This window comes from Enterococcus sp. JNUCC 77 (assembly GCF_054819945.1).
Window position 1 is genome coordinate 1,219,208 of record NZ_JBTHIG010000001.1, and the last position, 14,619, is coordinate 1,233,826.

The window sequence follows — 14,619 nt, forward strand, 5'->3', positions numbered from 1 at the left end:
AAGTGTTGAAATGCCAGAACTACCGGAAGTTGAGACCGTCAGAATTGGTTTGGAAGCATTAGTAAAAAATAAAACAATTCAAAAAGTAGAAGTTTTATGGCCTAGAATTATTGAATCACCAGAAGTTGAACAATTTGCAATCGAATTAATTGGTGAAACAATCCAAGATGTTAAAAGACGTGGAAAATATTTAATTTTTGAATTTGATGATTTTGATATGGTCTCTCATTTAAGAATGGAAGGAAAGTATGAATATTTTCCTGAAGAGACTGTTTTGGATAAACATAGTCACGTGCGTTTTATTTTCACTGATGGTTCTGAATTAATTTATCACGATGTAAGAAAATTTGGACGAATGGCTTTACTACCGAAAGGACAAGGTGAAAACTATAAAGGAATCCTTCAATTAGGTCCAGAACCAACAACTGAAGAATTTGCCTTCGCGCCTTTCTATCAAAAATTACAAAAATCAACCACCATGATTAAGCCATTATTGCTCAATCAAAAAATTGTTGCTGGTTTAGGCAATATTTATGTTGATGAAGTATTATGGTTAGCCAAAATCCATCCTATGCAGCCAGCAAAATCAATTTCAAAGCAGGCCGCAAAGAAACTGCATCAGGCAATTATTACTGTTATCTCAGAAGCAAAAAAAGCTGGTGGAACAACTATTCGTACCTATTTGAATGCTTTAGGCGAAGCAGGTCATTTCCAACAAAAGTTGAATGTATATGGCCAAACCGGACTGCCTTGCAAAAGGTGTCAAACACCGATTATTAAAATTAAAGTCGCTCAAAGAGGCACACATCTTTGTCCCCATTGTCAAAAATTAAAGCAGGTGAAGATATGAGTTTTGTATTAGGTGTGACTGGTAGTATTGCTACTGGAAAATCAACAGTCGTAAATGTATTTAAGAATCATCAAATTCCTGTTGTTGATGGTGACGTAGTGGCTAGAGAAGTAGTGGAGCCTGGTACCGAGGGATTAGCGGCAGTTGTCGAAAAATTTGGTGAAGATATTTTATTAGCTGAAGGTGGTTTGGATCGAAAAAAATTAGGTGATTTAGTTTTTAGTCAGCCAGATGAAAGGCTAAAATTAAATGAAACCATCAAACCATTTATTAGAAAAGAAATTTTACGTCAAATTGAAGAGCTAAAGAAGAAATCCCCTTTAGTTATTGCAGATATTCCTTTACTTTATGAAGCTCACTATGAAAAAGAATTGGACGCGGTTGCTGTAGTTTATGTTAGTCCTAGAATTCAGTTGGAACGTTTGATGAAAAGAAATAACTATACCGAAAATGAAGCCTTTAATCGAATCAACAGCCAATGGTCAATTGATGAAAAAAAACAAAAAGCAGATATCGTATTTGACAATCGTGGTACGATAGAAGAAACGAAACAGCAAGTTGAAGATTGGTTAAAAAAACAAAACTTTATCAGTTAATGCGTATTATTAGATCTTTAAACGCTTTTTTTCATAATTTTGTTATGGTAAACTTTAGTTAAATCTTCAGATAAAATAAGAGGTGAGTAAATGCGTTGTCCAAGATGTAATCATAATAGTTCACGTGTGATAGATAGCCGTCAAACAGATGACAATCGTGCCATTCGTCGTCGCCGAGAGTGTGAAAATTGTGGGTTTCGTTTCACCACTTTTGAAAGAATTGAAGCCGCACCGCTATTAGTTGTGAAGCGTAATGGTGATCGTGAGGAATTTAGTCGAGATAAAATTTTACGCGGTTTAATCCGTTCAGCCGAGAAAAGACCAGTGGCGATGGAACAAATGGAACAAATCGTCGATCACGTAGAAAATCGTGTCCGAAGCATGGGAGAAAATGAAGTTTCAACGAGTTTGATTGGTGATTTTGTGATGGAAGATTTAATGGAAGTAGACGAAATCGCTTATATTCGTTTTGCCAGTGTTTATCGTCAGTTTAAAGACATGTCAGTCTTTTTGCGAGAATTACAAGAAATTGTCGATAAAGCGAAATCTTCTAAGCCAGAAGAATAGGAGAAATTTAAGTGGAAGAAATCAAACCCACAACTTTTTATACAGTTTATGGGGTGCCACAATTAGATCAAAGTAATCAACAAGCATTACTATATCTTTATCAACCAATCATTGGTAGTCAAGCACTGGCTCTCTATTTGAATTTAAATGCTGATATTACTTTAACTGGAAAAAGTCAGGAAATAATGCACACTGATTTGTTGTCAGCAATTGATCTAGGTTTACCAAACATGATTAAAGCTCGTGAAAAATTAGAAGGCTTAGGTTTATTGGAAAGTTTTGAAAAAAAAGATACTGAATTAGGCTTACAGTTAGTGTATCAATTGCATACCCCCATGAAACCAGAAACTTTTTTTCAAGATCCAATTATGAGTTATTTATTACTTAACAAAATAGGTGAACGCCGCTATCAAAGATTGGTTGATCGCTTTAAACCCGCCAATTTTAATAAAAAGGGTTTAAAAAATATTGCGAAAACCTTTCGAGAAATCTATAATATTCAAGAATCTAACTTTGAAGCAAATGCTGAAGTATTAAAGCAAACGCAAGATATGTTTGTAGAAGAGACCTTGGATAAAGGATTTGATTGGGAAACATTTAACCACTTGATTCAAAAATTTAAAATTCACTTGAATGATCAAACAAAAAAAGCGATTGAAAGCTTGCATATTATGTATGCAGTTAACGAGATTGAAATGGCCGATTTTGTCGGTAAAGCTTCAGTCGGTGAAACGCAACATCTAGATTTAAACTATTTAAGACAATTGTTAGGTAAACAAGATAAGCCCTTAGAAGAAAAACCAGTAAAAGTAAAGCCTGAGTCTTTTACAAAAGGTGAAGCAAGATTGTTGGAGGAAAGTAAAAAATTTCCACCGGTTCAGTATTTTAAGGCAATCAAAAAACAAAAAGGGGTCAGTACGCAAAATAATGAATTAAAATTAATTGAAAAAATGCTGACCCAACAAAAATTGACTTCTGGCGTAGTTAATATTTTAATTAATTATGCGCTAGTCGTCCAAAAACAAAGCTATTTAAATGAAAATTATATTACTAAAATTGCTCAGGACTGGTCAGCTCAAGGCATTGATACCCCTGAAAAGGCCATCTCCCGTTTGAAAAATAATAATCAAAAGTTTGTTAAGAAAAAAACTTCTAATAACTTTTCACAACGGAAAAATTTCCAAACACGGACAGAGGCATTACCGGAGCATATTAAGCAACCGCCAGTTGAAAGTTCCTTAAGTGAGGAGAAGACGGCTGAATTAAATCGAAAATTAGCACAATTTTTAAATAAAGAGGGTGATAATTAATGGAAGATGTAGGAAAAGAACTGACACAAATTATTAGAAGCCGTGGGGTAGCTGGTCGTTATCAAGAAATGATGCAAGAAGTTTTACAGGATCCTGATGTAAGAGCATTTATTGAAACCCATAAACAAAAACTAACGCAAGCAGATATTGAAAAATCTTTTGCAAAACTTTACGAATTCGTGCAAGAAAAAAAGAAATTTCTAACTAATGATCCTACAATGATTGCACCAGGTTATGAACCACGCTTAAATTTAAATTTCCATTTCATTGATGTCACTTATGTTCCAACAGATGAATTAGTTCGGATTCAAAAGGAAGCAGAAATCCGCAATCGGGTTAATTCTTTAGATATGCCAAAAGATATTCGAGAAGCTTCGATTCGTAATTTTGAAGTTACAGCTGGCCGAAGCGAGGCCCTCGAAGCGGCCTTAGATTTTATCAATGGATATGTTGAAAATCCAAAAAATTTTCACAAAGCCTTGTTTTTAGTAGGTACATTTGGTGTTGGAAAAACTTATTTGCTTGGCGCAATTGCTCATGAATTAGCGGTTCAAGGTTTTGAAACTACTTTGTTGCATTTTCCTTCCTTTGCCGGAGAAATGAAACAAGCCATCTCCAGTGATAGTGTCGGCGACAAACTAGATTCAGTAAAAAAGGCCCCAATCTTAATGATTGATGATATTGGTGCAGATTCTATGAGTGCATGGATTCGAGATGATATTTTAGGTGTGATTTTACAATATCGAATGCAAGAACAACTGCCGACCTTCTTTTCTTCTAATTTCAATATGAACGAATTAGAAACACATTTGAGTGTCACACAACGTGGAGATCAAGAGCCATTAAAAGCAAAAAGAATTATGGAACGAATTCGTTACTTGAGTCGAGAGATAATGGTTATTGGAAATAACCGTCGAAATGGATAAATGAAGAGAATATTCTAAGAAAAAACAAAATGCCCCGTTAAAATTAGCTTTTTTAATTGCTTTTTTTGGGGCTGTTTTTTTGTGTAGTGTTATAATTAAATTTAGGAAGTGAATAAATGAAGGTAAACCAATTATCGAAGCGCTTACAAAAGGTTGCTGAATATGTTCCAAAGGATGCACGATTAGCAGATATTGGATCAGATCATGCGTATTTGCCTGTCGCTTTGACTTTACAGAATAAAATAAATTTTGCAATTGCTGGGGAAGTCGTGCCAGGCCCTTTTGAAGCAGCTAAAAAACAAGTTGCAGAAAATAATTTAGAAGAAAAAATCATTGTACGTTTAGCTGATGGATTAGCAGCCGTCAAAGAATCTGATAATATATCAGCAGTAACAATTTGCGGCATGGGTGGCGTATTGATTCGTGATATTTTGCAGTCTGGTAAAGATGTTTTATCAGGTGATGAACGACTTATTTTGCAACCCAATGTGGCTGAACGACAATTAAGAACTTGGTTAGTTGAAAACAAGTATGAAATAATTGATGAAGCAATTATCAGAGAAAACCATAAAACTTATGAAATCATCGTTGCTGAAAAAGGGAATGCTGTTAGCTATTCTGATAAAGATTTATTTTTCGGTCCTCTTTTAATAGAAGAAAAAAATCCAATTTTTATTCAAAAATGGAATCATAAATTAGAAAAAAGCAAAAGCATCTTAACTAATTTAAAACAGGGACAGGCAACAGATCAAAAAATTCACCGATTAGAAACAGAAATCGCTTGGATTCAGGAGGTGTTGGCAGATGAAAGCAATTGATTTTATCGAACGTTTTAATCAATATTGTCCAGAAAGTCTGGCTGAAGAAGGCGATCCAGTAGGTCTGCATATAGGTACGTTGAATAAAGAGGTTCAAAAAATTATGATGAGCCTTGATGTCCGTCCTGCAGTGGTAGCTGAAGCGATTGAAAAAAATATTGATTTATTAGTCGTTAAACATCCACCAATTTTTAGACCGATTAATCGATTAATAACTGATGATGTACAAGTAAATATGTATGCGGAATTAATTAAACATGATATCGCTGTTTATGCCGCACACACTAATATGGATATTATTCCGAATGGTTTAAATGATTGGTTTTGTGAATTACTAGAGGTAAAAAATACAACATATCTAGTTCATACCCATACAATAAAAATGAAAAAATTGGCCGTCTTTGTTCCTATTGCAGAAGCACCAAAAATGCGGGAAGCATTAGCTAAAGCAGGCGCAGGTAAAATCGGTGATTATGAAGCTGCTTCATACACTATGAATGGAGAGGGAAGGTTTACACCAGTTGGAGAAGCAAATCCGACAATTGGAAAAATCGATCAGGCTGAAATAGTTCAAGAAAGTAAAGTTGAAGTAATTTTTCCAGAAACAATCGAAAAACAAGTGATAGCTGCCATGTTGACGACTCATTCTTATGAGGAACCAGCTTATGATCTATATACTTTAGATAATTTTACTGAAAACTATGGCATCGGTCGTATCGGAGAGTTGGAAAAAGCCATGGAACCAGAAGAATTTATTCAAAAAGTTAAAGAGGTTTTCCATTTAACAGGATTACGCGTCATCTATCCAAGAAAAGGCTGCAAAGCAATTAAAAAAGTAGCGATTTGCGGGGGAAGTGGTCAAAACTTTTTCCTTGATGCAGTAAAACATGCTGCCGATGTTTATATTACTGGTGATGTAACTTATCATATTGGTCATGATATGCAAGAAACTGAAATGTTAGTGATTGATCCTGGTCATTACATTGAAGAACTTTGTAAAGTAAAAATGGTGGAACAATTTAATCAATGGAAAAATGAAGAAGCTTGGCAAGTCGATTTTTACGTTTCAGAGACTTCTACCAATCCTTTTTCGTTTAAATAAATAGTCATATTATAAAGGAGAGAGTTATATGTACGAAAATTTATTACCACGGTTTTTACGTTATGTAAAAACAGAAACTCGTTCAGATGCAACTAGCACAACAACACCGTCTACTCAAACACAAGTGGCTTTTGCCAAAGAGTTGATGAAGGAACTTGAAGAAATTGGTATGAAAGATATTTCTTACAATGACAAAAATGGTTATGTCATTGCAACTCTACCTAGCAATGTAGACAAAGAAGTTAGAAAAATTGGATTTATCGCACACATGGATACTGCTGACTTCAATGCTGAAAATGTTAATCCGCAAATCATTGAAAATTATGATGGTGAATCAACTATTAAACTAGATAAAGAAGGAAAATATACATTAAATACAAAGGACTTTCCAAGTTTGAAAAAATATAAAGGTGAAACATTGATCACAACAGATGGTTCAACTTTATTAGGGGCTGATGATAAATCAGGAATTGCTGAAATTATGACAGCAATGGAATATTTGATTAAAAATCCTGAAATCAAACACGGAGAAATTCGCGTTGGTTTTGGTCCAGACGAGGAAATCGGAATTGGCGCTGATAAATTTGACGTGAAAGAATTTAATACTGATTTTGCTTACACAATGGACGGTGGTCCTTTGGGAGAATTAGAATTTGAAACTTTCAGTGCAGCTCAAGCTGAAATTACTTTACTTGGTAAAAATGTTCATCCAGGTACTGCAAAAAATACAATGATCAATGCATTACAATTAGGAATTGATTTCCATAATCTATTGCCTGAAAACGAACGTCCTGAAAATACAGAAGGTCGCGAAGGTTTCTATCATTTATTAGCTTTTGATGGAAATGTTGAAGAAGCCAAAATGACTTACATTATTCGTGATCATGACCGTAAGATTTTTGAAGAACGTAAACAAAAAGTTTTAGATATTCAAGCAAAATTAAATGAACAATTTGATCAAGAACGTGTTGTTATTGATATGTTTGACCAATATTACAATATGGGTGAAATTATTGAAAAAGACATGAGTATTATTGATTTAGCTGAAGGTGCCATGAAAGAAGTCGGGATCGAACCAATTATCGAACCTGTTCGTGGTGGTACTGATGGTTCTAAGATTTCATTCATGGGTATTCCTACACCAAATATTTTTGGTGGTGCAGAAAATATGCATGGTCGCTTCGAATATGTATCATTACAAACAATGGAAAAAGCTGTGGATGTAATTGCTAAAATTGCAGAAAACAATGCAAAATAAAATGTTTGATTAACGCGGAGTATAGTACTCCGCGTTTTTTTATTTAAGAGAAAGCTTTCATGATTTTTTGAAATTTTCAGTTTTTGTGTTAGGCTTGAGATAATTCAGATTTAAGAGGGAAATAAAAATGCAAAAAACCGGAAAAAGTAAATTGATATTAAATGTTAGTTTGTTTGCAGCAATTATAGGCGTGATTATTTTTGTCGTGCGAGATTCATTAAGTGATATATTTTTAGAATTGGCTGACACTTCTTTGCCAGTATTAGCGGGAGTAACGTTACTAGGATTTTTAAGTTTATTAGTTGAAGGCTTTACAGTAAAAAATATTGTAGCGGAATATAATCCAGAATTTACCTTGTGTGATGGCTTTTTCTCTTCTGCCTATATGAGTTTTTATCGTGTGATTACATTTGGTACTGGAACGATTGTTTCTGAAGTTCTTTTTTACCATAAAAAGGATTTGAAATTTTCTCAAGGAACCGGTGTGGTTGCTTTGAGAATGGTTGTTTATAAAGTTGCGTTATCTGCTGTAGCTGTAGTTTTTCTATTTTTAAAGGGAAACGAATTAAGTCAACAAATCAATCATGGGATTATTTATGTGGTGATTGGATTAGTCGTTACTTTAGCGATTGTAGGCGTCTTGTTATTATTTAGCTTGAGTATTAATGCCCAAGTATTATTTGTCATCATTACCAATCGCTTATTTAAACGACAAAAACTGCGGGATCTGATTGATAAAGTTAATATGCAATTTTATTCTTTACGAGATACGATTCAAACTTTTTTTAATCATAAGGAAACGGTCATAAAGGTTTTTCTCTCAACTTTGGTGAAATTAGGTGTTTGGTATACTATCCCATATTTTATTTTATCTAGTGAAAGTAAAGATCTAAACTTGTTATTAATAGTTGCACTAATCAGTTTTACCGTTATTCTCGGGGGGATTTTACCTGCTCCTGGTGGAATCGGTGGATTTGAGTTTGTCTATGTTTTATTATTTAGTTCAGTAGTTGGACGAGTCGAAGCGGTATCTTCTTTATTATTATATCGTTACGCTACTTATTTGATGCCTTTCCTAATTGGTATGGTATACGTGTTGATAAATAAACAAAGAGAAATTAATTTAGAACTTAAAGAGAATAAAATGAAAAAAAGAGTTGATGATTAAATGGGCATTGACAATATAATAAGATATAACTAAAAAAATACCTCAAATTTAGTAAAATAAATTTGGAGGTATTTTTGTTATGGCAAAACATAATTATTATTCCGAGAATTAAAAATTCAAATTGTGAAACGTCTATTAGTTGGTGAATCAGTTACCTCACTAGAAAAGGAATTTAACATTCCTAGTAACAGAACAATCTATATCTGGAAAAAATGGTATGCTGCGCATGATTTGACTAGACTTAAATCATCTTCTGGTCGACTTTGGAAAGCAGAAAAAATACTAGAAAAAGAATAAAAAGATAAAAACAAAGAGCTGGAACTCCTGAAAATTTTTTTCTCAGAAAAGGTGGTGACATTAGAAAGTATTATTCATTAATAAACACATCGATAAATTATCAACTACTCGACTGACAAAGTTATTCGGCATTTCAAGAAGTAGCTATTATCATAACAGAAATCAAGATTTTTTGTGCTCACTTCAATTGAAGAACGCATTCAACTAACAGATTGAGCTGCTTTTTCATTTTGTTTCAAAAAATATTTGCACTTCCTAAATTGTCGATGCTTTTTTTAAAATAACTTAAATATTTAGTTTTTATTTGACCTTAACTGACCAATGGAGCTATAATTAGTTTGTACTAAAAAAGGAGGATAAATAATGAATATTGAAAAAATGACAACAACCCTTCAATCTGCTATTGCAGAAGCGCAACAAGTTGCGATGACTCGTAAACATCAAGAAATTGATATTGTGCATTTATGGAAAATTTTCTTACAGCCAAATCATTTTGGTCGTAATTTTTATACAGATGCTGGCATAAATGTCGACCAATTTGAAAATGAAATTGACCAAGCTTTAGATGAATATCCAAGTGTTAGTGGCAATGTCCAATATGGTCAAGGTTTTAGCCAAAATTTATTTCACTTATTTTCTGAAGCTGATCAATTGCGTAATCAATTCCAAGATGAATTTTTATCAACAGAGGTCGTAATTTTAGCTTTGATGAAATTACCAAACTATCGATTAACCAAATATTTAAACTCACAAGGTTTAAACGAAAAAGAAGTTCGGAAAAACATTGAGGAAATCCGTCAAGGAGAAAGAGTTACAAGTCAGAACCAAGAAGAAACTTATAAAGCACTAGAAAAATATGGTGTTGACTTGGTACAACAGGTTAAAAGTGGAAAACAAGATCCCGTGATTGGTCGAGATGAGGAAATTCGTGATGTGATTCGAATTTTAAGTCGAAAAACTAAAAACAATCCGGTTTTAATTGGTGAACCCGGCGTTGGTAAGACAGCAATCGTTGAAGGCTTAGCGCAAAGAATCGTTCGAAAAGATGTACCAGAAAACTTGAAAGATAAAACAATTTTTTCACTGGACATGGGTGCTTTAATTGCTGGTGCGAAATTTAGGGGAGAATTTGAAGAAAGATTAAAAGGCGTCTTAAAAGAAGTCAAAAAATCTGATGGTCGAATTATTCTATTCATAGATGAAATTCATAATATTGTTGGTGCTGGAAAAACTGAGGGAAGCATGGATGCCGGTAATTTGCTAAAACCAATGTTGGCTCGTGGTGAATTACATTTGATTGGTGCTACGACTTTAGATGAATACCGTCAATATATGGAAAAAGATAAAGCCTTAGAACGTCGTTTCCAAAAGGTATTAGTAAAAGAACCAACTTTGGAAGATACGATTAGCATTTTGCGAGGATTAAAAGAACGGTTTGAAATCCATCATAGCGTGAACATTCATGACAATGCATTGGTTGCAGCTGCGACATTATCAGATCGCTATATTACAGACCGCTTTTTACCAGATAAAGCGATTGATTTGGTTGATGAAGCTTCCGCTAGTATTCGAATGGAAATGAATTCAATGCCGACAGAACTGGATCAAATTTCTCGTCGTTTGATGCAATTAGAAATTGAAGAAGCCGCTTTGAAAAAAGAATCGGATGATGCAAGTAAAAAACGTTTAAACAATTTGCAAGAAGAGCTGGCTGATTTACGAGAAGATGCTAATAATATGAAACTACAATGGGAGACCGAAAAAGAGGAAGTTAATGCTGTTTCTTCAAAACGTAGTGAAATTGATCAGGCTCGACACGAATTAGAAGATGCTGAAAATAATTACGATTTAGAACGAGCAGCCGTTTTACGCCACGGTACAATTCCAAAACTTGAAAAAGAGTTGGCTGAATTAGAAGAAAAAAATAAGGCTAATGATTTGAAAATGGTTCAAGAAGCAGTAACTGAAAATGAAATTGCAGAAGTTGTCGGACGGTTAACTGGCATTCCGGTAACGAAACTGGTGGAAGGTGAAAGAGAAAAACTTTTGCATTTAAACAGTACTTTACACACAAGAGTGATTGGTCAAGATGAAGCAGTTGATGCTGTTTCAGACGCGGTGTTGCGTTCACGTGCAGGATTACAAGATCCTAACCGTCCATTAGGCTCATTTTTATTCTTAGGACCAACTGGAGTTGGTAAAACGGAATTAGCTAAAGCCTTAGCAGAAAACTTATTTGATTCTGAAGACCATATGGTAAGAATAGATATGAGTGAATACATGGAAAAACATGCAGTCTCTCGTTTAGTAGGTGCACCTCCAGGCTATGTCGGTTATGAAGAGGGCGGACAATTAACAGAATCTGTGCGACGAAATCCCTATACAATTATTTTGCTGGACGAAATTGAAAAAGCCCATCCTGATGTTTTTAATTTATTGTTGCAAGTGTTAGATGACGGTCGCTTAACTGATTCAAAAGGTCGAGTGGTCGATTTCAAAAATACGGTGCTAATTATGACCAGCAACATCGGTTCACAAATTTTATTAGATGGTGTTAGTTCTGAGGGCGACATACCTGAAAATATAAAAGAACAAGTGCTAAACTTATTGCGGGGTCATTTCAAGCCAGAATTTTTAAATCGAATTGATGATACAATTTTGTTCACACCACTTAGTCTTGAAAATGTTAAAGTCATTGTAGAAAAATTAATTCAACAACTTGCTGACCGCCTTGAAGGACAAGAAATTACGCTTGACATTAGTAATGAAGCAAAAATTTGGATTGCTGAAAGTGCTTATGAGCCACAATTTGGTGCGCGACCATTGAAGCGATTTATTACACGAGAAGTGGAGACTCCACTAGCAAAAGAGATAATAGCAGGACATGTAATGCCAAAAACAACTGTAACTATTCAGTTAATAAATGAAAAATTACAGTTCGAGGTTGTAAAATCTGAGTCAACGATTTAGAAAATCGTAATGGAGCCGTAACGATTAAAATAATTGTTATGGTTCTTTTTTGTTATAAAATAATCATATTTAAAGATAAATTATTTAAATTGTATAAAAAACTCATTGTTTTATTATGATTTTATGGTTGAAAAGAGAGAGGTCCTTTGTTAGGATGAGCTTGTAAGCGATAACAATTAAATATTTGATATGCGGGAGAACGTAGCTGGACTACTACCGAAGGAATAAGGAATATCTAAGCAAAGGATATTTTGAAGATCTCAGGTAAAAATACCGTTTATCATTGACAAAATCTGGAAAGCATAGTCACCGAAGGAGCAATTTTTAATCAAAAGAAACTCTCAGGTCAAACAACAGAGGACACTGCAAATTTGTTTAGTGTGCTCTTTTTTTTAGTATTTTTGTTCAATAAATCACAAATCAAACAATTCTACAAAATGGTAATTATCTTATTTTTCTAAAATATTTTATTTGAATTTGTGAAAATATATATAAGGAGTCAGAGAAATGATTATCGTTTCAAATAATCCAAAAGTGAATGAGAATTTTGAGAATGTTAAGTTTATTGCTGGAAGCTACGAAGATGTTTTAATTGAAGTGAAACGTCTAATAATCGATGATCATTTAAGATTACTGACACATCCTTTGAGTAGTAGCTTAAAACCGAATGAAACTTATTACCGTACTATTTTTCTAAATGAAACCCACTTTCCTGAGATTGATCTGGAAAGTTTGGAATATATGGAAGAAGCAATTGAAGTATACAACAAATTTATCAAATCAAAGCAACGTCCAACTTGGGTTGCCAGTGTATTGGCGGATTTTGCGACTGTTGATTATTTCATTGCCCAAAGTACTTTCGAACGCATCGGGTACAACTTCCAGAAATAAAAGGGGGGACAATTTAGTTTTTTCCAAAATAAGAATTGAGGTGAACAAATGAAACTTGAAGTAGGAAACATTCAAATTCGTGAAATAGTCTTGGGTACCGAAGAAAAAATCGTTGATGGTGTCTTAACTATTAATCCGGAAAAAATTCGTGAACTGGTATTGTCAGATGATCGTCTAAATGATTGTCAAATTGAACTTGCCAAACCAGGTGACAGTATTCGAATTACACCTGTCAAAGACGTAATTGAACCAAGAACAAAAGTTGATTTTGCTGGAGGCGTTTTTCCTGGTGTGATTAACAAAGTAAACATTGTTGGTTCCGGTCGTACGCATGTATTAAAAGGCTGCGGCGTGATGACTGTCGGGAAAATTATTGGGTTCCAAGAAGGAATTGTTGATATGCAGGGTCCCGGTGCTGAATTAACACCATTTTCAAAAATAATTGAAATTTGCCTTGTATTATCACCTAAAGAAGATTTACCAACACATCAGTATGAAGAAGCAGCACGTTATGCTGGTTTAAAAGTTGGTGAGTATATTGGTCATTTTGGTGAAGCTGTTGAACCTGATGAAATTTTAACCTATGAAACACTACCATTATTGGAGCAAATTCAGCAATATCCTGATTTACCAAAAGTTGGTTACGTTTATATGTTGCAAACACAAGGTTTATTGCATGATACGTATGTTTATGGTGCAGATGCAAAACATATTGTACCGACAATTATGTATCCGACGGAAATTATGGATGGTGCAATTATCAGTGGTAACTGTGTTTCTGCTTGTGATAAGAATACAACTTATCATCATTTAAATAATCCTGTCATTCATGATTTATATGATAAACACGGAAAAGAAATCAATTTTGTTGGTGTAATCATCACAAATGAAACGGTTTACTTACAAGATAAGGTTCGTTCTAGTGACTTTGTGGCAAAACTTACTGAGTATCTTGGTCTTGATGGTGTAATTATTTCACAAGAAGGATTTGGTAACCCAGATACCGATTTAATCATGAACTGTAAAAAAGTCGAAGAGAAAAATATTAAGACAGTTATAGTAACTGATGAATATGCAGGCCGCGACGGCGCTAGCCAAAGCTTAGCCGATGCGGATAAATTAGCAACAGCTGTCGTAACTGGCGGAAATGCCAATGAAACAATTATTTTACCGAAAATGGAAAACGTAATTGGACAACTTGACTATACTGATGTAATCGCTGGCGGATTTGATGGTAGTCTGAGAGAAGACGGGACCATCGAAGTCGAAATTCAAGCAATTACTGGAGCAACAAATGAACTTGGTTTCAATAAAATGTCTGCTAAAGGCGTTTAATAAATAGAAAAAATAAGGAGGAAACAATCATGACTTTAGATTTAAAAGATAAAAAAGTCTTAGTGATTGGTGACCGTGATGGTATTCCAGGTCAAGCAATTGAAGCTTGTATCGCGGATACTGGAGCAGAAGTAATTTTTTCTTCTACCGAATGCTTCGTCTGAACGGCCGCTGGTGCAATGGACTTAGAAAATCAACGTAGAGTGAAAGAAGCGGCTGAAAATTACGGCCCTGAAAACACAGTAGTAATCCTAGGTGCAGCAGAAGGAGAAGCAGCAGGTCTTGCTGCCGAAACTGTAACTAATGGAGATCCTACTTACGCTGGTCCATTGACTAACCAACAGCTAGGTCTAGCTGTTTACCACGCTGTAGAACCTGAATTCAAAGCACTTGCAGATGATGCTGTCTATGAAGATCAAATTGGTATGATGGAAATGATTCTCGATGTTGACGATATTGTAGATGAAGTCTCCACCATAAGAGATGAATTCTCCAAATACTAATTTTTTAGCAAATCATTTGAACAAGGAG

General features: G+C 34.4%; 14 protein-coding genes and 1 riboswitch. All 14 genes read left to right on the forward strand.

Features of this window, described 5'->3' with window-relative positions:
* Positions 1 to 10 precede the first annotated feature (10 nt).
* Positions 11 to 850 carry a DNA-formamidopyrimidine glycosylase gene (mutM, locus tag ACVWNY_RS06085; protein ID WP_454071822.1) on the forward strand — a complete coding sequence of 280 codons (840 nt, stop codon included), beginning with the start codon at positions 11 to 13 and terminating at the stop codon, positions 848 to 850.
* The gene (gene coaE, locus ACVWNY_RS06090) at positions 847 to 1,446 is read left to right on the forward strand and encodes a dephospho-CoA kinase (RefSeq protein WP_218325369.1); all 600 of its coding nucleotides are present in this window, start codon (positions 847 to 849) and stop codon (positions 1,444 to 1,446) included. The genes mutM and coaE overlap by 4 nt, the downstream gene beginning before the upstream one ends.
* Positions 1,447 to 1,536: 90 nt before the next feature.
* Entirely contained in the window at positions 1,537 to 2,013 is a 477-nt protein-coding gene (gene nrdR / locus ACVWNY_RS06095) for a transcriptional regulator NrdR (protein ID WP_218325368.1), read from the forward strand.
* 11 nt (positions 2,014 to 2,024) lie between these two features.
* On the forward strand, positions 2,025 to 3,323 hold the full coding sequence (locus ACVWNY_RS06100) for a DnaD domain protein (protein WP_454071823.1): 1,299 nt from the start codon (positions 2,025 to 2,027) through the stop codon (positions 3,321 to 3,323).
* Positions 3,323 to 4,249, forward strand: a complete 927-nt coding sequence (gene dnaI, locus ACVWNY_RS06105; protein WP_218325366.1) for a primosomal protein DnaI — start codon at positions 3,323 to 3,325, stop codon at positions 4,247 to 4,249. The genes ACVWNY_RS06100 and dnaI overlap by 1 nt, the downstream gene beginning before the upstream one ends.
* A gap of 116 nt (positions 4,250 to 4,365) precedes the next feature.
* Entirely contained in the window at positions 4,366 to 5,067 is a 702-nt protein-coding gene (locus ACVWNY_RS06110; protein WP_218325365.1) for a tRNA (adenine(22)-N(1))-methyltransferase, read from the forward strand.
* Complete coding sequence (locus ACVWNY_RS06115; protein WP_454071824.1) at positions 5,054 to 6,169, forward strand: Nif3-like dinuclear metal center hexameric protein; 1,116 nt, start codon at positions 5,054 to 5,056, stop codon at positions 6,167 to 6,169. Before ACVWNY_RS06110 ends, ACVWNY_RS06115 begins: the two co-directional genes overlap by 14 nt.
* 28 nt (positions 6,170 to 6,197) lie before the next feature.
* Positions 6,198 to 7,427, forward strand: a complete 1,230-nt coding sequence (gene pepT / locus ACVWNY_RS06120; protein ID WP_218325363.1) for a peptidase T — start codon at positions 6,198 to 6,200, stop codon at positions 7,425 to 7,427.
* Positions 7,428 to 7,554: 127 nt separating this feature from the next.
* Positions 7,555 to 8,595, forward strand: a complete 1,041-nt coding sequence (locus ACVWNY_RS06125; RefSeq protein WP_218325362.1) for a lysylphosphatidylglycerol synthase transmembrane domain-containing protein — start codon at positions 7,555 to 7,557, stop codon at positions 8,593 to 8,595.
* 123 nt (positions 8,596 to 8,718) lie between these two features.
* Positions 8,719 to 8,892: a hypothetical protein gene (locus ACVWNY_RS06130; RefSeq protein WP_218325361.1), complete on the forward strand. Its 174-nt coding sequence runs from the start codon at positions 8,719 to 8,721 to the stop codon at positions 8,890 to 8,892.
* Positions 8,893 to 9,255: 363 nt separating this feature from the next.
* Positions 9,256 to 11,862 (forward strand): ATP-dependent chaperone ClpB, encoded by a 2,607-nt coding sequence (clpB, locus tag ACVWNY_RS06135; RefSeq protein WP_454071825.1) that lies wholly within the window; start codon positions 9,256 to 9,258, stop codon positions 11,860 to 11,862.
* A gap of 182 nt (positions 11,863 to 12,044) precedes the next feature.
* Positions 12,045 to 12,148, forward strand: a riboswitch (glycine riboswitch).
* A 221-nt stretch (positions 12,149 to 12,369) separates the two neighbouring features.
* Positions 12,370 to 12,753 (forward strand): GrdX family protein, encoded by a 384-nt coding sequence (locus ACVWNY_RS06140; RefSeq protein WP_218325359.1) that lies wholly within the window; start codon positions 12,370 to 12,372, stop codon positions 12,751 to 12,753.
* Positions 12,754 to 12,801: 48 nt separating this feature from the next.
* The gene (locus tag ACVWNY_RS06145) at positions 12,802 to 14,088 is read left to right on the forward strand and encodes a glycine/sarcosine/betaine reductase component B subunit (protein ID WP_218325358.1); all 1,287 of its coding nucleotides are present in this window, start codon (positions 12,802 to 12,804) and stop codon (positions 14,086 to 14,088) included.
* Between the two features lie 29 nt (positions 14,089 to 14,117).
* Positions 14,118 to 14,591 (forward strand): glycine/sarcosine/betaine reductase complex selenoprotein A, encoded by a 474-nt coding sequence (gene grdA, locus ACVWNY_RS06150; protein WP_246601408.1) that lies wholly within the window; start codon positions 14,118 to 14,120, stop codon positions 14,589 to 14,591.
* Positions 14,592 to 14,619: the final 28 nt, after the last annotated feature.

Coding starts and splice junctions, on each gene's coding strand:
- clpB (WP_454071825.1), top strand. CDS start 9,256: ATGAATATTGAAAAAATGACAACAACCCTTCAATCTGCTATTGCAGAA.
- mutM (WP_454071822.1), top strand. CDS start 11: ATGCCAGAACTACCGGAAGTTGAGACCGTCAGAATTGGTTTGGAAGCA.
- coaE (WP_218325369.1), top strand. CDS start 847: ATGAGTTTTGTATTAGGTGTGACTGGTAGTATTGCTACTGGAAAATCA.
- ACVWNY_RS06125 (WP_218325362.1), top strand. CDS start 7,555: ATGCAAAAAACCGGAAAAAGTAAATTGATATTAAATGTTAGTTTGTTT.
- ACVWNY_RS06140 (WP_218325359.1), top strand. CDS start 12,370: ATGATTATCGTTTCAAATAATCCAAAAGTGAATGAGAATTTTGAGAAT.
- dnaI (WP_218325366.1), top strand. CDS start 3,323: ATGGAAGATGTAGGAAAAGAACTGACACAAATTATTAGAAGCCGTGGG.
- nrdR (WP_218325368.1), top strand. CDS start 1,537: ATGCGTTGTCCAAGATGTAATCATAATAGTTCACGTGTGATAGATAGC.
- pepT (WP_218325363.1), top strand. CDS start 6,198: ATGTACGAAAATTTATTACCACGGTTTTTACGTTATGTAAAAACAGAA.
- ACVWNY_RS06110 (WP_218325365.1), top strand. CDS start 4,366: ATGAAGGTAAACCAATTATCGAAGCGCTTACAAAAGGTTGCTGAATAT.
- ACVWNY_RS06145 (WP_218325358.1), top strand. CDS start 12,802: ATGAAACTTGAAGTAGGAAACATTCAAATTCGTGAAATAGTCTTGGGT.
- ACVWNY_RS06115 (WP_454071824.1), top strand. CDS start 5,054: ATGAAAGCAATTGATTTTATCGAACGTTTTAATCAATATTGTCCAGAA.